General features: G+C 64.7%; 14 protein-coding genes and 2 pseudogenes. 7 read left to right on the top strand and 9 right to left on the bottom strand.

The features are described 5' to 3' along the window. Positions 1-301: 301 nt before the first annotated feature. The gene (locus G1E_RS04070; RefSeq protein WP_009686529.1) at positions 302-1621 is read left to right on the top strand and encodes an NAD(P)/FAD-dependent oxidoreductase; all 1320 of its coding nucleotides are present in this window, start codon (positions 302-304) and stop codon (positions 1619-1621) included. Continuing rightward, a pseudogene (locus G1E_RS04075) lies at positions 1621-2044 on the top strand (RidA family protein). The gene G1E_RS04070 and the pseudogene G1E_RS04075 overlap by 1 nt, the downstream one beginning before the upstream one ends. Positions 2045-2214: 170 nt before the next feature. Here the strand turns inward: G1E_RS04075 and G1E_RS04080 are convergent. From G1E_RS04080 to pgm, 4 genes are all read right to left on the bottom strand, one after another. Beyond that, complete coding sequence (locus tag G1E_RS04080; protein WP_009686526.1) at positions 2215-4620, bottom strand: TonB-dependent receptor; 2406 nt, start codon at positions 4618-4620, stop codon at positions 2215-2217. 66 nt (positions 4621-4686) lie between these two features. Beyond that, complete coding sequence (locus tag G1E_RS04085) at positions 4687-5631, bottom strand: FecR domain-containing protein (RefSeq protein WP_047149651.1); 945 nt, start codon at positions 5629-5631, stop codon at positions 4687-4689. Then, entirely contained in the window at positions 5628-6140 is a 513-nt protein-coding gene (locus G1E_RS04090) for a sigma-70 family RNA polymerase sigma factor (protein ID WP_009686523.1), read from the bottom strand. Before G1E_RS04090 ends, G1E_RS04085 begins: the two co-directional genes overlap by 4 nt. Positions 6141-6217: 77 nt before the next feature. Further along, the gene (gene pgm / locus G1E_RS04095; RefSeq protein ID WP_009686522.1) at positions 6218-7855 is read right to left on the bottom strand and encodes a phosphoglucomutase (alpha-D-glucose-1,6-bisphosphate-dependent); all 1638 of its coding nucleotides are present in this window, start codon (positions 7853-7855) and stop codon (positions 6218-6220) included. Between the two features lie 204 nt (positions 7856-8059). On the opposite strand from pgm, the gene G1E_RS04100 reads away from it, so the two are divergent. After that, complete coding sequence (locus G1E_RS04100) at positions 8060-8707, top strand: DUF1345 domain-containing protein (protein ID WP_009686521.1); 648 nt, start codon at positions 8060-8062, stop codon at positions 8705-8707. Positions 8708-8981: 274 nt separating this feature from the next. Further along, entirely contained in the window at positions 8982-9242 is a 261-nt protein-coding gene (locus G1E_RS04105) for a DUF1652 domain-containing protein (RefSeq protein WP_009686520.1), read from the top strand. Here G1E_RS04105 and G1E_RS04110 read toward each other — a convergent pair. The 4 genes and pseudogenes from G1E_RS04110 to G1E_RS04125 form a co-directional block, all read right to left on the bottom strand. After that, positions 9239-11329 carry a bifunctional diguanylate cyclase/phosphodiesterase gene (locus G1E_RS04110; RefSeq protein ID WP_047149652.1) on the bottom strand — a complete coding sequence of 697 codons (2091 nt, stop codon included), beginning with the start codon at positions 11327-11329 and terminating at the stop codon, positions 9239-9241. The genes G1E_RS04105 and G1E_RS04110 overlap by 4 nt on opposite strands. Positions 11330-11502: 173 nt before the next feature. After that, positions 11503-12434, bottom strand: a pseudogene (catA, locus tag G1E_RS04115) (catechol 1,2-dioxygenase). A gap of 35 nt (positions 12435-12469) precedes the next feature. Beyond that, positions 12470-12760 (bottom strand): muconolactone Delta-isomerase, encoded by a 291-nt coding sequence (gene catC / locus G1E_RS04120; RefSeq protein ID WP_009686516.1) that lies wholly within the window; start codon positions 12758-12760, stop codon positions 12470-12472. Positions 12761-12858: 98 nt separating this feature from the next. Beyond that, entirely contained in the window at positions 12859-13980 is a 1122-nt protein-coding gene (locus G1E_RS04125; RefSeq protein ID WP_009686515.1) for a muconate cycloisomerase family protein, read from the bottom strand. Positions 13981-14115: 135 nt separating this feature from the next. On the opposite strand from G1E_RS04125, the gene G1E_RS04130 reads away from it, so the two are divergent. The 3 genes from G1E_RS04130 (at position 14116) to G1E_RS04140 (ending at position 17191) form a co-directional block, all read left to right on the top strand. Further along, positions 14116-14988 carry a LysR family transcriptional regulator gene (locus G1E_RS04130; protein WP_009686514.1) on the top strand — a complete coding sequence of 291 codons (873 nt, stop codon included), beginning with the start codon at positions 14116-14118 and terminating at the stop codon, positions 14986-14988. A gap of 135 nt (positions 14989-15123) precedes the next feature. After that, positions 15124-15891 (top strand): SDR family NAD(P)-dependent oxidoreductase, encoded by a 768-nt coding sequence (locus G1E_RS04135; protein WP_047149653.1) that lies wholly within the window; start codon positions 15124-15126, stop codon positions 15889-15891. A 28-nt stretch (positions 15892-15919) separates the two neighbouring features. After that, positions 15920-17191 (top strand): D-arabinono-1,4-lactone oxidase, encoded by a 1272-nt coding sequence (locus tag G1E_RS04140; RefSeq protein ID WP_009686511.1) that lies wholly within the window; start codon positions 15920-15922, stop codon positions 17189-17191. Positions 17192-17283: 92 nt separating this feature from the next. Here G1E_RS04140 and G1E_RS04145 read toward each other — a convergent pair whose 3' ends face one another. Then, positions 17284-18081 carry a helix-turn-helix transcriptional regulator gene (locus G1E_RS04145; protein WP_009686510.1) on the bottom strand — a complete coding sequence of 266 codons (798 nt, stop codon included), beginning with the start codon at positions 18079-18081 and terminating at the stop codon, positions 17284-17286. Positions 18082-18118: the final 37 nt, after the last annotated feature.

An 18118-nucleotide genomic window follows, 5' to 3' on the forward strand; every position in this document is an offset into this window, starting at 1 on the left:
TCCTGTTGTGCTGTGCAATGCAGGCCATTCTGGGTGGAACCTTCGGGCAGGCGAAACCACCTTTTTCCGAGGGGCTAGGCAGGAAAAAACTAGGGTCTGAGGCCCGCTCCCACAGCGAGTGCGCGAGCTTTCAACGTTCCAACACCACAGTTGCGTTCACAAGATCCGGGCCTTCGCCGTTTTATCGGCAAGCCCCAGCTAAATACTATTTTCGCCATTTGCGCAGCATCCCTAGTCTGGCCCCAGGCAACGGCGGTCCCCGAACCGACCTGACAAAAACCGCCTGAACAAGGGCTCGGACATGACACTGAACAACTTCGAAATCGACACCCTCGTGGTCGGCGCCGGCCAGGCTGGCGTGGCCATGAGCGAACACCTGAGCAAGCTGGGCGTGCCGCACCTGGTGCTGGAGCGCAACCGCATTGCCGAGGCCTGGCGCAGCGGCCGCTGGGATTCGCTGGTGGCCAATGGGCCGGCCTGGCACGACCGCTTCCCAGGGCTGGAATTCAACCTCGATGCCGACGCCTTCGCCGGCAAGGACCAGGTGGCCGACTACTTCGAGCAGTACGTACGTAAGTTCAACCTGCCGGTGCGCACCGGCATCGAAGTGAAGAAAGTACAGCGCAACAGCGACCGCCCTGGCTTCACCATCGAAACCAATGAAGGCGTGATCCGCGCCAACCGCGTGGTGGCGGCGACCGGCCCGTTCCAGAAGCCGGTGATACCGGCGATCGCGCCAAAAGACGCCAACCTGCACCAGATCCACTCGGCCGCCTACTTCAACCCCGAACAACTGCCCGAAGGTGCAGTGCTGGTGGTGGGTGCAGGCTCGTCCGGCGTGCAGATCGCCGAAGAGCTGATGCGTGCCGGCCGCCAGGTGTACCTGTCGGTCGGCGCTCATGATCGCCCGCCACGGGCTTACCGCAACCGCGACTTCTGCTGGTGGCTTGGCGTATTGGGTGAATGGGACGCAGAGATTGCCAAGCCTGGCCGCGAGCACGTGACCATTGCCGTGAGCGGCGCCCGTGGGGGCCATACGGTCGACTTCCGTGCCCTCGCCCACCAGGGCATGACCCTGGTTGGCCTGACCCGGTCGTTCGAAAACGGCGTGGCGCACTTCCAGGACAACCTGGTCGAGAACATCACGCGGGGCGATGAGAACTACCTGGCCTTGCTGGACGCCGCCGATGCCTATGTGGAGCGCAACGGCCTCGACCTGCCGCAAGAGCCTGAAGCGCGCCGGCGCCTGGCCGACCCGGCCTGCATGCTCGACCCACTGCAGCAGCTGGACCTGGCCAAGGCCGGTGTCCGCAGCATCATCTGGGCCACCGGCTACGGCGTGGACTTCAGCTGGCTGCAGGTGGACACCTTCGACGCCAACGGCAAGCCCCAGCATCAGCGCGGTGTCGCTCGCGAACCAGGTGTGTATTTCCTTGGCCTGCCGTGGCTGTCGCGCCGTGGCTCGTCGTTCATCTGGGGCGTATGGCACGACGCCAAACACGTCGCCGGCCACATTGCCACGCAACGCACCTACAGCGCCTACCGCGACCGCGACCAGCGCGCGGCCGACCGGCAGCAACCTGCCGCATTCAGCAACGTCAGCACCCTCGGAGCCCACTGATGCCTACCCATACCCGCATCCGCATGTTCAACACCAAGGCCACCTACCCCAACCAGACCCTGGACAACGACCTGTGCCAGGCGGTGCGGGCCGGTAACACCATTTATGTGCGTGGCCAGGTCGGCACCGACTTCGAAGGCAGGCTAGTGGGCCTGGGTGACCCGCGGGCGCAGGCCGAACAGGCGATGAAGAACGTCAAGCAACTGCTCGAAGAAGCCGGCTCGGACCTGTCGCATATCGTCAAGACCACCACCTACATCACCGACCCACGTTTNNGGTTGCGGGGAGCCGGTGTACAAGGAAGTGGGCAAATGGCTCAAGGGCGTGTTCCCGATTTCCACCGGCCTGGTAGTGGCCGGCCTGGCCCAGGCCGAATGGCTGATGGAGATCGACGTGATCGCCGTGGTGCCGGACCAGGCGTGACCGGCAATTGCCAGGCGCTTGCCCTGTAGGAGCGGCCTTGTGTCGCGATGGGGCGCGAAGCGGCCCCGTTTTTTTGCGACGAAGCTGAAGTTGCGGCGAAGCTGAAAATTTAGGGCCGCTTCGCGCCCCATCGCGACACAAGGCCGCTCCTACAGGGGACGGTGCAAGGCTTAGAAGCCGACCGTGGCAGACAGCAGATAGGTGCGTGGGGTCGACAGGGTCAGGCCCGGCTCGCTGTCATCCGGGGCCCCTGTCGAGCTCCAGTAGCGGTCATCCAGCACGTTCTCGACGCTGGCACGCAATGTGACCTCGGTCTCATCCACCTTGAACGCGTAGCGCGCCCCCAGGTCATAGCGCTCCCAGCCATCGATCTTCTTGCTGTTGTTCTGGTCCAGGTACTGCGAGCTGGAGTGGATACCGCGTGCTGTCAGGGTCAAGCCTTTGACCCCCGGCACGTCCCACTCGCCCCCCAGGTTCACGTTGTACTTCGGCGTGGCCGGGGCGCGGTTGCCGTCGTAGGCGCCATCGACCGTGTCGGTCAGCTCGCTGTCGATGTACATCACCCCACCCAGTACCCGCACACCCTGCACAGGCTCACCGAACACACTCAGCTCGATGCCGCGGTTATCACGCTTGCCATTGGGGCCGAACACCCGCGAAGCCGGGTTGGTTTCGTAGGCCGGCTGGCGAATGCGGAACGCGCTGGCGGTGAAGGCCACCTGGCCAAAGTCATACTTGGCCCCGACCTCGACCTGGCGGCTGGTGAATGGCGGAAATATCTGGTCTTCGTTGACCGAGGTCGACGGGGCGATCTTGCCTTGGCTCAGGCCTTCCATGTAATTGGCGTACAGCGACAACTGCTCGGTGACCTTGAGCAGCACCCCGCCAGAGGGCGAGACCTTTTCTTCGTCATAGGCGGTGTCGCCTTTGACGCCATCACTCCAGTCATCCACTTGCACCCGCTGCCAGCGCGCGCCCAGGGTCAGCAGAAGGCGGTCGTCGAAAAAGCCCAGGGTGTCGGCCAGGGCCACGCCGGAGAAGCGGTTTTCCGTGTAGACCTTCGAATCGAAGCGGGTGGGTGTGCCCGGCGTGGGTGTGGCCACCGGGTGGTAGAGGTTGCTGGGTGCGGCGGCATAACGGGCGCCGCCGTTGGTGAAGTCCATGTAGTAATAGCTGGCGGCCAGGTTCAGTTCGTGGCTGACCGGCCCGGTCTGCAGCCACTTGCGCAGGCCAGCCATGGCAGTACGCACAGATTCATCGCGGGTAAAGTCGCGGGGCTGCACACTGAAATTGCCGGCGTCATTGATGACCGACACGTTGTGGCGCAGGAAGTCATGGTTGCTCTTGCGCGCGCCGACCGCACCATAGGCCAGCAGCGAATCACTGATATCGTATTCGGCATTCAGTGCGCCAAAGGTGTCATTGGTGCGCGCCTTGCTCCAGGCCTGGGCATAGTTGTGGCGCACGTCATCGGCATCCGGCACCTTGGCGTTGGCGCCGATCAGCACACGCTCCTGCGGCGCATCGGTATCGCGCTCGGTGTGGCCCAGGTCGGCCGAGAGGCGCAGGCGCTCGCCGCGGAAATCCAGGCCCAGCACCGCCATCTGGCGATCGACAGACTGGTGGTCCCAGGCAGTATCGCCGGCTTGCTTGACGCCGTTGAAGCGCACACCGAACTGGTCACCTTCGCCGAAGCGCCGGCCGATATCCACGGCACCCCCCACCTGGCTGTCGGAGGCATAGCTGCCGGTGAACGTGGTAATCGGCTTGTCGCCAGCGCGCTTGGGTTGCACGTTGATGCCACCGCCTACGCTGCCCCGGGGCGATATGCCGTTGAGCAACTGGTTGGGGCCTTTGATGATATCGACCCGCTCGGCCATTTCCATGTCGATCGAATAGGTCGGCAAGATCCCGTACAAGCCATTGTAGGCGACATCACTGTTGAACAGGCTGAAGCCGCGAATGGTGAATTGTTCGAAGCGCCCGCCGGCGGGGTTGGTGGCGCGTACCGAGGGGTCGCTGGCAATCAGCTCGCCCAGGGTGCGGGCCTGCTGGTTCTTGACCACCTCGCTGGTGTAACTGGTGATGCTGAAGGGGGTTTCCATGAAGTCCCGCGAGCCGAGCAGGCCTTGTGCGCCCTGGCGTGCCACCTGGCCGCCAGCGTAGGGCTGCGATTGGCCAGGGGCGACCAGCCCGCCGACGATACTGGTAGGGGCGATTTCCAGGGCGCTACCGGCCTGGGGGGCCGGCACCAGGGTGAAGGCCCCTTCACCCACCGGGAGCCATTGCAGGCCGCTGCCACGCAGCAATTGGGCAAACCCTTCGTCAACACTGTAGGCGCCAGACAGGCCAGCGCTCTGCCGGCCTTGCACCAGTGCCGGGTCCAGCGAAAGGCTGACGCCCGCCTGGTCGGCGAAGCGGGTCAACGCGGCCCCCAGGCTGGCGGGCGCTACCTGGTAAGTGCGGCGCACGGGCTCATCGGCCCAGGCCGGTGAACACAGCAACAGGCTCATGGCGAACAACGGATGCGCGGCGCGCGCCAGTGGGCGCAGGCGGCAAGACTTTACTGCAGGCATTGAACAAGGCTCCCCTTTATTTTCTCCTACCGGTAATGACCGGCGAGTGAAAAAAAGGGGACAGCCTCATGCACGATTTTCTCGCGCAGACAAACTGACCCAGTAACGGGTGCGTGACTGCACCTGCAACGGCAGGCTTGCAGCCAGCAAGGCCAGCACCCGGTCGGTGTCGTCAAGGCGGAACGTGCCGGTGACGCGCAGCCGCTCCAGCGCGGGCGCCCAGCGCAGCACCCCGGGGCGGTAGCGACGCAGCTCGTGCAACAGTTCGCCCAGCGGCCGGTCGTCCAGCCGCAGCACCCCTTCGCGCCAGCCCAGCCGCCAAGGGTCCAGCCCGCTGACCGCGCCGACGCCAGTTGCCTGCAAGCTGGCCTGCTGCCCTGCCAGCAGCGTGCGTGCCGGGCCGCGGGCCGGCTGAAGCTGGGCCCTGCCGTTGAGCACCGACACCCGGCAGGCGTCGCCCAACAGGCGCAAGCACACCTCTGCATCGCCCAGCAGCACCTGGCCCTCGGGCACGTGCAAGGTCAGTTGCAGATGCGCGGGCACCTTTACCGCAACCTCCCCGCGCAGCAAGGTCAGGCGCCGTGCACCCAGGTCGAGATCGACCGCGCTGTCGGTATTCAACTGCAGGAACGTCCCGTCGCTCAACAGCACCTGGCGCTGCTCTCCCACCGCGGTACGCAGGTCGGCAGCCCAGGTTTCCAGGGGCAGCTCACGGCTTGCCAGCCACGCCGCCGGCAGCACCGCCGCCACGCCCAGGGCGCGCTTGAGCAGCGCCCGTCGGCCGGCATCCGGGCGGTCCAGCGTGGCCATTGCCAACGCCCCTGGCAGCCCGGAGAAGCGCGCGCGCAACAAGGCTGCCTTGTGCCACGCCTGCTCATGCAGGCTGCTGCTGGCGCGCCATTGCGCGAGCCGCCGCAGGTCCTTGTCGCTGGCGGCGCCGGAATCCAGCAGTGCCAGCCAACGGGCAGCGGCACGCACGGCCTTGCGGGTTTCGGCGCTAGGTTGGGTCATTGCAGATCGGCCAACAGGCAATGCTCGTAAGCCTGCGCCATGTAACGTTTGACCGAGCGCTCGCACACACCCAGCCGCTTGCCGATTTCGGCATAGCCCAGGCCTTCCAGCTGGCTCCAGAGAAACGCCCTGCGCACCGGCGGCTTCAGGCCGTCGAGCAGTTCATCCAGTGCTTGCAGGGTTTCCAGCACGATCCAGCGCTGCTCGGGCGACGGTACATGCTGCTCAGGCAACTGCGCCAAGGCATCCATGTAGGCCTGCTCCAGGCTGCGGCGCTGGTGGAAGTTGCTGAGCAGGCGCTTGCCCACGGTAAGCAGGTAGGCGCGTGGCTCGCGGATGTCTGCCAGCGGCTGAGCACTGGCCAGTACCCGCAGGAACGTATCCTGGCTGAGGTCGGCGGCATCCCAGGCATTGCCCATGCGCCGGCGCAGCCAGCTTTCCAGCCAGCTGCGATGCTCCCGATACAGGGCAGGCAGGCTAGGCTCTTGTGGCGGCGCGGCGTCGATCATGGGAAGGCCCTGCGGCGGCGTAAATAGGATTAATTCTAATTTACATCGCGCCGCAGTTCCAAGTGCTTTGTTGCCGGTCAGGCGATGGCAGCGTCCACCAGCACCTGCGCTTCCTGCACCAGGCGCTGCAGGTGGGCTTCGTCGATGAAGCTTTCGGCGTAGATCTTGTAGATGTCTTCGGTGCCTGACGGGCGTGCGGCGAACCAACCGTTGGCAGTCATCACCTTCAGCCCGCCAATCGCCTGGCCATTACCCGGGGCGTGGCTGAGGATCTGCACGATCGGCTCACCGGCCAGCTCGGTGGATTTCACCTGCTCCGGTGCCAGCTTGCTCAGCAGCGCCTTCTGCCGCGCATCGGCCTTGGCCTCGACGCGGGTGGCATAGGGTTTGCCCAGTGCCTCGGTCAGGTCGGCATAGGCCTGGCTAGGGTTGCGCCCGGTGCGGGCGGTCATCTCGGCAGCCAGCAGCGCGGGGATCAGGCCGTCCTTGTCGGTGGCCCACACCGAGCCATCGCGGCGCAGGAACGATGCCCCTGCACTTTCTTCGCCACCAAAACCGAGTGTGCCGTCGAACAGGCCTTGGGCAAAGAACTTGAAGCCCACCGGCACTTCATACAGCTCGCGGCCCAGGCGCTGGGTAACCCGATCGATCAGGCCGCTGGACACCACGGTCTTGCCAACCGCGGCATCGCTGCGCCATTGCGGGCGATGGCGGTACAGGTAATCGATGGCCACGGCCAGGTAGTTGTTCGGCTGCAGCAGGCCATCGGCCGTGACGATGCCATGGCGATCGTGGTCCGGGTCGCAGGCGAACGCCACGTCGAAGCGGTCGCGCAGGCCGATCAGGCCCTGCATCGCATACGGCGAGGATGGGTCCATGCGGATCTGGCCATCCCAGTCGACGGTCATGAAGCGGAAGGTCGGGTCGACCTCGGTATTCACCACTTCCAGGTCGAGTTGGTAATGCTTGGCGATCGCCGACCAGTAACGCACCCCTGCCCCACCCAGGGGGTCTACGCCCAGGCGCAGCTTGGCAGCACGGATGACGTCGAAGTCGATGACGTTTTCCAGGTCGGCCACATAGTGGCTGACGTAGTCATGGCGCTGGGTGGTGGCCGCCTGCAGGGCCTGGGCATGGTCCATGCGCTTGACGCCGGCCAGGTTGGCCGCCAGTAGGTCGTTGGCCTTGGCTTCGATCCACTTGGTCACGTCGCTGTCGGCCGGGCCGCCATTGGGCGGGTTGTACTTGAAGCCACCGCTTTGCGGCGGGTTGTGCGACGGGGTGATGACGATGCCGTCGGCCAGGCCCTGGGTACGGCCACGGTTATGGCAGAGGATGGCGTGCGATACGGCCGGGGTTGGCGTGTATTCGTCATCCTTGGACAGCATGACCTGCACGCCGTTGGCGGCCAGCACTTCCAGGGCGCTGGCGGCGGCAGGGGCCGACAGGGCGTGAGTGTCGGCGCCGATGAACAGCGGGCCATCGATGCCCTTTTCCTTGCGGTACAGGCAGATCGCCTGGGTGATGGCCAGGACGTGGTACTCGTTGAAACTCAATTCAAGCGAAGTGCCGCGGTGCCCCGAGGTGCCGAAGGCCACCCGCTGGGCCGCCACGGCGGCGTCTGGGCGGCCGGTGTAGTAGGCGGTGAGCAGCCGGGGAATATCGACCAGCACGCTGGCTGGTGCCGGCTTGCCTGCCAAAGGACTGAGCTTCATGCAAAAACCTCGAGTTCAACAGATGTTGGTGTTGGAACGTGCAGTGTACTGAGAGTTGCAAGGGTGTGCGATGGGCGCCAGCAAACAACACCGGCGTTGCCGCCGGCCACCCTGCCGCTGCCGGCCTGAAGCGCCAGGTGACCTGCCACCGGGTTGGCCACGACAGGCTAGAGTGATAGCCATATCGACCGAGAAATAGGCCCCATGGCTTTCCACCGCCTGACCCGTACACATCCCCGCCTGAGCATCGCCGCCGTGGTCGGCCTGCTCGGCGGCTGGCTGATACCCGCTGGCGACAGCGTGCAGCATATCCTCGCTGGCTGGAACCTGGGGGTCTGGCTGTATCTGCTGCTCGTGCTGTACCTGAGCTGCAGCGCCAACCCGGAGAAAGTCCGCCAGGTGGCCCGCATCGAAGATGAAAATGCCGGCCTGGTGCTGCTGACGGTGTGCATTGCCGCCATCGCCAGCCTGGCCGCAGTGACGCTGCAACTGGTGTCCAGCCGCGGCCTGCAGGGCAGCGCCCAGGCCCTGCACTACCTGTACACCGGCCTGACGGTGGCGGGGTCCTGGTTGATGATCGGTTGCATCTTCAGCCTGCACTATGCGCGGTTGTTCTACACCGGGCGGCAGCATGAACCCCCCCTGCGATTTGCCGATGGTGAACGCAACCCCGACTACTGGGACTTCCACTACTTCTCGTTCACCATCAGCGTGGCCGTGCAGACCTCCGACGTGGGGGTGGCCGGGCGTGGCTTGCGCCGGGTAGTGCTGGCGCATTCCCTGGTGGGGTTCGTGTTCAACACGGCAATCCTGGGGTTCACCATCAACATCGCGGCCGGTTTGCTGGGTTGAGCACGCCGTTCGTCTGAAAGCGAGGGGCCAGGGCCGACAGTGCAACCCGCAGAAAACCTGCGCCGGGGCGCACATCCAACAGGCGAAAACGTTTGCCCCGAGGGCTTTGGCACTGCGCCGGCGGGGCCGCAGATGTGACCGTTGTCATGCATCAATACATTTGTCATGTTCGCCGCTGAGAATCGCGCATTGCAGGTGCTATGTTTACTTACCCGGCGGCCGCATCGATGTGGCCACCCGCCCACTACGTCCAGGCACGGACCAGGAGGCTGGCATGAACAAGATGACGTTCCCCAACGCCTGCCAGGTGATGCGCTGGCATTTCCACCCGCTGGGCTTCGAGGCCAGCATGGATGCGCCACGCAGCATGGTCGCGCGGTTGTTCGACCGGGCCACCGGAGAAACCGTGCTGGCGATTGCCGGCATCCCGTGTGCGGCAATCATGGCCGCCGCCGATGTCGAACGCATCATCGAGGCCGTCGAGGCCGAGATGGATGCCTTCGCCCCCGCCTTTACCTTGCGCGACGCCGGTTAACCGGCAGACTTGGCCCCCGGGCCCATCGCTTGCAGCTTGCTCAGAAATTGCTCGGCCGGTACGGGTTGCCCCAACAGGTAGCCCTGCAGCGAGTCACAGCCCAGGCGGGTCAGAAACGCCTGCTGCCGGTCAGTTTCTACCCCTTCGGCGACGATTCGCAGCCCCAGTGCCTGGCCTAGCGCGACAATCGCCGACACGATCGCGGCGTCATCGCTGTCCTGTTCCAGTTCGCGCACGAAGCCGCGGTCGATCTTCAGTTCGTTGGCGGGCAGGCGCTTGAGGTACATCAGGCTGGAATAACCGGTACCGAAATCATCAATGGACAGGTCCACGCCCATATCGGACAAGCGCTGCAGCACTGTGAGGCTGGCATCGGCGTCATGCATGGCGGTGGTTTCGGTAATTTCCAGGGTCAGGCAGTTGGCTGGCAGGCCATTGTGCTGCAAGGCCTGGGCCACGCTGTCGACCAGCCCGCAATGGCTGAACTGGATAGCCGACAGGTTGACCGCCATGCGCCACTGATGATGGCCTTGGTCCAGCCAGAGACGCATCTGCCGGCAGGCTTCGTTGAGCACCCATTCGCCAATCGGGATGATCAGGCCGGTTTTTTCTGCCAGCGCGATGAAGCGGTCAGGCATCAGCAACCCCTGCTGCGGGTGCTCCCAGCGCAACAAGGCTTCGGCACCGATGGGCTGGCAAGCCTGGGCGTCGAACTTGGGCTGGTAGTGCAAGCGGAACTGGCGCTGCGCCACGGCCTGGCGCAAGTCCTGCAGCAGCTGCAACTGCTGGCGGGCGTTGCTGTTCATCGACACGTCGAAGAACCTGTAGCCATTCTTGCCGGCGCTCTTGGCGTGGTACATGGCCGCGTCGGCATTGCGCAGCAGCTCGTGCTGGTCCTGGCCATTGCCCGGGTAAAGGACGATACCCAGGCTGGCCGACAACTGCAGGTCGTGCTCGGCCACCCGGAATGGCCGTGACACCAGGTTGACCTGCTTGACCGCCACGTCCATGGCATCGTCGGGTTCCTGCAACTGCACCAGCAGCACGAACTCATCGCCACCGATCCGTGCCAGGGTGTCCTGGCTGTGCAGGTGGCCGCGCAGGCGGGCGGCCACGGCCTTGAGCAGCAGGTCGCCAATGTGGTGGCCAAACGCATCGTTGACCGGTTTGAAACCGTCCAGGTCGATGAACATCAGGGCAAAACAGCCGCCCTGCTCCGCCACCCTGGCAATCGCCTGCTCGATGCGGTCAGCCAGCAAGGTGCGGTTGGGCAGGCCTGTCAGGGTGTCGTGCAGGGCCAGCTGGGTCAGTTCCTGGTTGGCCAAGGTCAGCGAACGGGCCAGCTCTGCGGTGCGCACCTCCAGGCGCGCGTCCAGCACCGAGGTCAACAAGGCTACCGCCAACACTGACAAGGTGGTGATGAGCACCAGGTAGACCAGGCCATCGCCTTGCAGGCCACCGCCCGCCAGCGCCCCGCAGAAGCTGCCATCCGGGAAGTTCGCCGCTGCCATGCCGGTGTAGTGCATGCCCACGATGGCCAAGCCCATTACCACTGCTGCCAGGCCGCGAATCTGCCGCACATAGGGTGTGTGCGCACGCAGGCGGAAGGCGATCCACAATGCCGCCGCCGAGGCACCGACAGCGATCAGCAGCGAGGCGCCGAACAGTGTCGGGTCATAATCGATGCCTGGCAGCATGCGCATCGCCGCCATGCCGGTGTAGTGCATGCAGGCAATGCCTGCACCCATGATCAGCGCGCCAAACGCCAATTGCAGACTTGGCAGGCTTGGCTGGCTGACCAGCCACAAGGCAAAGCCCGATGAAAGCACGGCGATCAACAGCGAGAACGCGGTCAGGCCCAGGTCATACCCCAGGTCGATGGGCAGGCTGAAGGCGAGCATGCCCACAAAGTGCATGGACCAGACGCCCATCCCCATGGCCAGTGCGCCACCGAACATCCACAAGTGGGCAGCCCGGCCTTTGGCCGTGGCGATGCGGCCGGCCAGGTCAAGGGCGGTATAGGACGCCAGGATCGCCACGCACAGCGAAATCAACACCAGCGAAGAGGAGTAGCTACCGGTCAGCATGGGGGTTTCCAGCACTGGGACGGGAGTCCCGGAAAAAGCTGACGATTGTACTCAAGCTTAGGCGAAACGCACGGGGTTTTTGCGAATGGGAATGGATCCAAAAAAGCCTGTGGCGGGTTTGCCAACGGAGCCGGTGCCGCGGCGGATCGCACCGGCTTTGCGGGTGTGTGCGGCTAACCTTGCAAGGCCCGCGGGCGGTGGCTGCGTTCCTCGGCTTGCGGCGCCGTGGCCGCCTGCAGATGGAAGTCGAAGGCCAGCTCGGCAAAGCGCCCACCCTGCACGCCACGGTCATGCGCTGCCGCGGCGTCCTCGACAAAGTGCAGCTCGCCGATCAACCCGTCGCGGGTGGCATAGGCGAAGTCATCCCACAGATACCGGTCGCCGGCAAAATTGATCTGGGTGGTCAGGTGCCGGTGCCCAGGTGCCGAAATGAAGAAGTGCACGTGCGCCGGGCGCTGGCCGTGACGACCGAGCTGGTCCAGGCACTCCTGGGTAGGCCCCTGTGGGTCGCAGCCGTAGCCCGACGGCACGATCGAGCGCGCCCGGTAGCGGCCCTCGGCATCGGTGACGATGCGGCGGCGCAGGTTGTACGCGGACTGGCTCGAATCGAAGTACGAGTACGTGCCTTGGGTGTTGGCGTGCCACAGGTCGACGGTCGCGCCCGCCAACGGCCGGCCGTCGGCAGCAAAGACCTGGCCGTGCAGGAACATCACCACCCCGGGGTCGGTGCCGTCATCCATGCGCGCCTCCCCTTCTGCCAGCGGGGCACCGGCAACGTACAGCGGCCCTTCGATGGTGCGCGGGGTGCCCCCGCCCAGGCCGGCCTCGGCATCCTTGGCATCCTGCAGCAAGTCGAGGAAGTGCTCGATGCCCAGGCCGGCGGCCAACAGCCCTGCCTCGTTACGGCCGCCCAGGCGGTTGAGGTAGTCGATGGCGTGCCAGAACTCATCCTCGCTGACCTCCAGGTCTTCGATCAGGCGTGCAGTGTCCTGCAGCACGCGGCGGATGATCTTCTTGAAACGCGGGTTGCCTTCGGCATGGTCCAGCCCGGCGACTTGTCGAAGAACGCCTGGATGTCAGCAGTGTGGGAAATGTTCACGGTCATCGTACTCACCTCGTATTGTTCTTGTTCAGCAGCAATCAGCGGTCGTCGCTGTGGACCGACGAGGGGTGCCGGCACAAGCCGTCAATCTCGATGTCCATGTACGGGAACAGCGGCAACTGCATCAGGGTGTCGTGCAGGGTCTCGACGCTAGGCACATCGAACACGCTGTAGTTGGCGTAGTGCCCGGCAATGCGCCACAAGTGGCGCCAGGTGCCTTCGCGCTGCAGCCGCTGGGCCAACGCCTTTTCATCGGCCTTGAGCTGGGCAGCGGTGGCCGGGTTCATGTCGACCGGCAGTTTCACCGTCATCTTCACGTGGAACAGCATGCAGGTTTCTCCTTTCTTGCGTCAGCTTCAAAAGCTGGCAGGGCTTTGCCCAAGTGGGCTCCCCGCCGTGGTGTGCGCGTGCGCCTGCAGCCTGCAGTTCAGCGCCTGGCGAAGCGCGCCAGGCGCGTTTCGTCCAGGGTCAGCCCCAGCCCGGGGGTGCGCGCAATGTGCAAGTGGAAATCGCGATACTGCGGCGGCTCGTTGACGATTTCCTCGGTCAGCAGCAATGGCCCGAACAATTCCGTACCCCAGGTCAGCTGGCGCAGGGTGAGGAAGGCATGGGCCGAGGCCAGCGTGCCTATCGAGCCTTCCAGCATGGTGCCGCCGTACAGGGCGATACCGGCAGCCTCGGCGATCTGCGCGGTGCGCAGCACAGCGCGGGGGCCACCGTTCTTGGCGATTTTCAAGGCGAAGATGCTGGCGGCGCCGTCGGCAGCCAGGCTGAAGGCGTCTTCGACGCTTTCGATCGACTCATCGGCCATGATCGGGGCCGGGCTGCGCTGGTTCAGGCGCACCTGGCCAGCGCGGTTGATGCGCGAAATCGGCTGCTCGATCAGGTCGATGCCGTTGTCGCCCAGCACCTGGCATGCCCGCAGCGCCTGGGACTCGTCCCAGTACTGGTTGACGTCGACCCGCACGCTGGCGCTGTCGCCCAGTTCGCGCTTGATCGCCACCACATGCCTGAGGTCCTGGTCCACCGGGTTGGCACCGATCTTCAGCTTGAACACCCGGTGGCGGCGTATTTCCAGCATGTGCTGGGCTTCGGCGATGTCACGCGCGGTGTCGCCGCTGGCCAGGGTCCAGGCCACCTCCAGGCTGTCGCGTACACGGCCACCCAGCAGTTCGCTGACCGGCAGGCCCAGGCGCTTGCCCTGGGCGTCGAGCAACGCGCTTTCGAGCCCGGACTTGGCAAAGGTGTTGCCTTTGGCCAATTTGTCCAGCTTGAGCATGGCCGCGTTGATGTTGTCTGCCGGCAGGCCGAGCAGCGCCGGGGCCAGGTACGCGTCGATGTTGGCCTTGATACCCTCGGGGCTTTCGTAGCCATAGGCCAGGCCGCCAATGGTGGTGGCCTCGCCCAGGCCTTCCACGCCATCGCTGCAGCGCACGCGCAATACCACCAGGGTCTGCTGCTGCAGGGTGTGCATTGCCAGCTTGTGCGGGCGAATGGTGGGCAGGTCGACGATGACTGCCTCGATACGTTCAATCAGCGCGCTTGTCATTGTTGCCAGGTCTCGTCAGGTCGGGCGGGCGAAGGCCAGCCCGAATGGTGCATGTGCTTGCTTGTGCGAAGATTGCGCGAGACCCTGCGCAGCGTCCAATATCATATGAATCTCTCACCATACCCTGGAGGTCTGATGGAGCTACGCCACCTGCGCTACTTCAAGGTCCTGGCAGAAACCTTGAACTTCACCCGCGCCGCTGAGCTGCTGCACATTGCCCAGCCACCGCTGAGCCGGCAGATCAGCCAGCTCGAAGACGAGCTCGGCACCCTGTTGGTCGCGCGCGAACGCCCGCTGCGGCTGACCGATGCAGGCCGTTTTTTCTATGAGCAAACCTGCACCGTGCTGCAGCAGTTGCAGAGCATCAACGACAACACCCGGCGTATCGGCCAGGGCCAGCGCCAGTGGCTGGGCATCGGTTTTGCCCCCTCCACCCTGTACACCGTGCTGCCCGACTTGATCCGCGAGCTGCGCCAGGACAGCGACCTGGAGCTGGGCCTGAGCGAAATGACCACGCTGCAGCAGGTGCAAGCCCTGAAAAGCGGGCGTATCGACATTGCCTTTGGCCGCATCCGCATCGACGACCCGGCCATTGAGCAGCAGGTATTGTGCGAGGACCCACTGGTAGCGGTGCTACCCAAGGGCCACCCGCTGTCTGCCAGCCCATTGAGCCTGGCGCAACTGGCGGCGGAGGCGTTCATCCTTTACCCGGCCAACCCCCGGCCCAGTTATGCCGACCATGTGCTGGCGCTGTTTGCCCAGCACGGTATGAGCATCCGGGTCAGCCAGTGGGCCAATGAGTTGCAGACAGCGATCGGCCTGGTGGCAGTAGGTGTCGGTATCACCCTGGTGCCGGCATCGGTGCAGCAGCAGCACCGCACCGACATTGAATACGTGGGCCTGCTGGACAGCAGCGCGGTCAGCCCGATCATTCTCAGCCGCCGCCAGGGGGATATCAGCCCGATGGTGCAGCGTTGCCTGGCCTTGCTGGCACGGCAGGCTGGCTGAGCCCACTGCGTGCAGCCCGCCCCCGTATACCCATCGGTATATGGATGTTCCCGTTGATCTGTTTCATGCTCGGCCACGCGAATCGCGAAACGCCCGGGCAACAAACACTTCAACAAAGATCTTCGGGAGTCGAACATGGCGGGACGTCTAAACGGCAAGGTAGCGCTGATCACGGGTGGCGCGGGTGGCTGCGGGCTGGCCGCCTCGCAACTGTTCGCGGCAGAGGGGGCGCAGGTCGGCATTGTCGACCTGCCCGGCAGCGACGGCGCAGCGGTTGCGCGACAACTGCGCGAAGCCGGCCACCAAGCGGTTTTCGCCGCAGCCGATGTGTCGGACGCGCAGCAAGTCAAGGCCGCTGTCGCCACCGTGGAGGCAGCCTTCGGCCACATCACCGTATTGATGAACCACGCCGGCATCCTTTCGGCTGTCCCCTTCCTCGACACCAGCGAAGAAGAATGGGACCGGATCATGGCCGTGAACGTGAAAAGCATGTTCCTGGTCACCCGTGCGGTGCTGCCGGGCATGCTCGCAGCCGGCGGCGGCAGCATCGTGTGTACCTCCTCCATATCGGCCGTGGTGGGCACGCCAATGGAAGTCCTGTATTGCACCAGCAAGGGCGCCACCCATATGTTCGCCCGGGCCATTGCCGTGGAGTTCCGTGACCGCGGTATCCGCGCCAATGCCATTTGCCCGGGTTTCATTGCCACAGCCCACGGCCTGCGGGAAATCGACATGCTGCGCAAGCACGGTGTGGACGTCAGCGAACAGGCCATCGCGACCGCCCAGGGGCGCCTGTGCCAACCCGCCGAGGTAGCCAGCGCCGCCTTGTTCCTGGCCAGTGACGACGCCAGTTTCGTCAACGGCGCGCACCTGTTCGCGGATAACGGCTACACCGCGGTCTGACCTCAAGCACGCCAAGCAGGAGAATGACGTGAGCACTTCCTCCAACAACATGCACATCAACGAATTCGGCCTGGACCACGCGCACTGGCGCAACTGGGCCGGTAACCAGTCCTGCATTCGCGCGGCACGCGGGGCGCCGGCCAGCGAAGACGAACTGTGCACGCTGGTCAACCAGGCCAGCCGCAACGGCATGAACGTTCGGGTGGCCGGGTCCGGGCATTCGTTCACCCCGGTAGCGCTGACCAATGGCCTGCACCTGACGCTGGCCAACATGAGCGGCATACGCCATGTCGACCACGCCAGAAAGCGCGTCACCGCCGCAGCCGGCACCACCATCAATGCCTTCGGCAAGGCCCTGCGGGCGGCCGGCCTGTCGATGGTCAACCAGGGCGACATCGACAGCCAGTCGATTGCCGGGGCACTCACCACCGGTACTCACGGCACAGGCCTTACCCTGGGCAACCTGGCCTCGTCGATAGTGGGCATGAAGCTGGTGCAACCCAACGGCGACATTCTCGTCGTCGATGAAAGCACCCCTGACCTGCTGCAGGCGGGCCGCGTTTCCCTGGGTGTGCTGGGCATCGTCAGCGAACTGACCTTGCAGGTGACCGACAGCTTCAACCTGCACGAGCGCATTTGGCGCGAAGACTTCGAGAGCGTGATGGACAGGCACGACGAACTGGCGCGCAAGCATCGCCATTTCAGTTTCTTCTGGTGCCCCACCGAGCAGAGCCGGCACTGCTATTGCCTGCCCGACACCGCGGCCACCAGTAGCAGCGGGCGCACCACCGACGTGTGCGAAGTCAAGGTCATGGACATTACGGATCGCCCCGCCTGGGAAAGCGCATTCGAGAAGGTCGCGTACAGCTCGGATGTGTACCCGATCGAGTACCTGCCCAATTTCCATGAACTGGAGTACGCCGTGCCGCTGCGCCACAGCAAGGAAGCCCTGCGGGCAGTGCGCAAGCTGATGCTGGAAGACTTCCCGCAAGCCATCTACCCCATCGAGTACCGGTTCACGGCAGGTGACGGCGCCTGGATGAGCCCGTTCTTCGAACAGGACAGCGTGACCATTTCGGTATCCGGCGAGCCGGGCACCGATTACTGGGACTACTTGCGCGCGGTGGACCAGATCCTGCGGTCGTATGGCGCCCGGCCGCATTGGGGCAAGTTGCACTTCCTGACGGGCGAGGATGTAAGCGCCATCTACCCGCGTGCCGAGGACTTCCGCAAGCTGCGCCGGCAGCTGGACCCGCAGGGCACCTACCTGAGCGAACATCTCAGCCCGCTGTTCAAATAAGCACCCCGCTCCTGGCGCACCTGGCAACGTGCCGGGGCGGGCTTGCACCGCGTACGGGCCGCGCAGCGGCCCACTGCCGGCAACGCGCGGTGCTATGCCTTGGCCAGATAATCGATGAACAGGCGAAACAGTTCGGCGTTGGTGGAAATGTCCAGCCGCTGGTAGATGTTGTGCTTGTGCACCTTCACCGTCCCCTCCGAGATATTCAACTGCCGGGCAATCGAGGCGTTGCTGTGCCCTTGCAGCAACAGCTTGGCGATCAAACGCTGGGTCTCGGTCAACTGCCCCTGCAGGATTTCCACGAAGGCATCCTCCAGCACGGCGCCTTCCGGCGAAGCCCGCAGGCACTCGGCAAAACGCAGCCGACAGTGCTGGCCGAACAGCGCGGCCAGCAATGGCGCCAGGTCCGCCAGCAGCGCCATTTCCGCCGCGCTGAAGTCCCCACTGCGCTGATGGCGCATCAGCGAATAGACCATGGCCACCTGGGGCTGCAGCGGCATGATGAACCCCACCTCTTCCACTGCCGTGCCGTAGCCGGAGGCCACGCAAGGGTGGATATCACGGGAGATGGCGAAACCTGAAGAGAAGAAGCAGTCGGGCGCCAGTTCACTCATGCGCCACAGCCCGGCTGGGTGCTCGTTGACGCAGGCCACATAAAACGGGTCCAGCAAGTAACCGCCGCGCACATAGGCGTTCAGGGTGCGCTCGCTGACGCTGTGGTTGTAGCCGTTATGCACCAGCACGGCCGGCTGGTTGAACTGGAACAGGTACGCACAGCTCATGTCGAACGCCAGCTTGTCGCCTATCACCTTGTCCAGCGCCGGCCCGAAGTGTTCGCTGCCGATCGCTTCGATCAGCGCCGCCAGCCCGTTCGCTTCGTCTTTTGTCATTGTTCACCACGCTCTCATGCACCAAAGCCTCATGACC

Source organism: Pseudomonas sp. TJI-51 (genome assembly GCF_000190455.2).
Classification (GTDB): Bacteria; Pseudomonadota; Gammaproteobacteria; order Pseudomonadales; family Pseudomonadaceae; genus Aquipseudomonas; species Aquipseudomonas juntendi.

What these genes read in the sequence shown, in the direction of transcription:
- G1E_RS04135 (WP_047149653.1), top strand. Translation starts at nt 15,124, where the DNA reads ATGGCGGGACGTCTAAACGGCAAGGTAGCGCTGATCACGGGTGGCGCG.
- G1E_RS04105 (WP_009686520.1), top strand. Translation starts at nt 8,982, where the DNA reads ATGAACAAGATGACGTTCCCCAACGCCTGCCAGGTGATGCGCTGGCAT.
- G1E_RS04110 (WP_047149652.1), bottom strand. Translation starts at nt 11,329, where the DNA reads ATGCTGACCGGTAGCTACTCCTCTTCGCTGGTGTTGATTTCGCTGTGC.
- G1E_RS04100 (WP_009686521.1), top strand. Translation starts at nt 8,060, where the DNA reads ATGGCTTTCCACCGCCTGACCCGTACACATCCCCGCCTGAGCATCGCC.
- G1E_RS04130 (WP_009686514.1), top strand. Translation starts at nt 14,116, where the DNA reads ATGGAGCTACGCCACCTGCGCTACTTCAAGGTCCTGGCAGAAACCTTG.
- G1E_RS04125 (WP_009686515.1), bottom strand. Translation starts at nt 13,980, where the DNA reads ATGACAAGCGCGCTGATTGAACGTATCGAGGCAGTCATCGTCGACCTG.
- G1E_RS04145 (WP_009686510.1), bottom strand. Translation starts at nt 18,081, where the DNA reads ATGACAAAAGACGAAGCGAACGGGCTGGCGGCGCTGATCGAAGCGATC.
- G1E_RS04080 (WP_009686526.1), bottom strand. Translation starts at nt 4,620, where the DNA reads ATGCCTGCAGTAAAGTCTTGCCGCCTGCGCCCACTGGCGCGCGCCGCG.
- catC (WP_009686516.1), bottom strand. Translation starts at nt 12,760, where the DNA reads ATGCTGTTCCACGTGAAGATGACGGTGAAACTGCCGGTCGACATGAAC.
- G1E_RS04070 (WP_009686529.1), top strand. Translation starts at nt 302, where the DNA reads ATGACACTGAACAACTTCGAAATCGACACCCTCGTGGTCGGCGCCGGC.
- G1E_RS04090 (WP_009686523.1), bottom strand. Translation starts at nt 6,140, where the DNA reads ATGATCGACGCCGCGCCGCCACAAGAGCCTAGCCTGCCTGCCCTGTAT.
- G1E_RS04085 (WP_047149651.1), bottom strand. Translation starts at nt 5,631, where the DNA reads ATGACCCAACCTAGCGCCGAAACCCGCAAGGCCGTGCGTGCCGCTGCC.
- pgm (WP_009686522.1), bottom strand. Translation starts at nt 7,855, where the DNA reads ATGAAGCTCAGTCCTTTGGCAGGCAAGCCGGCACCAGCCAGCGTGCTG.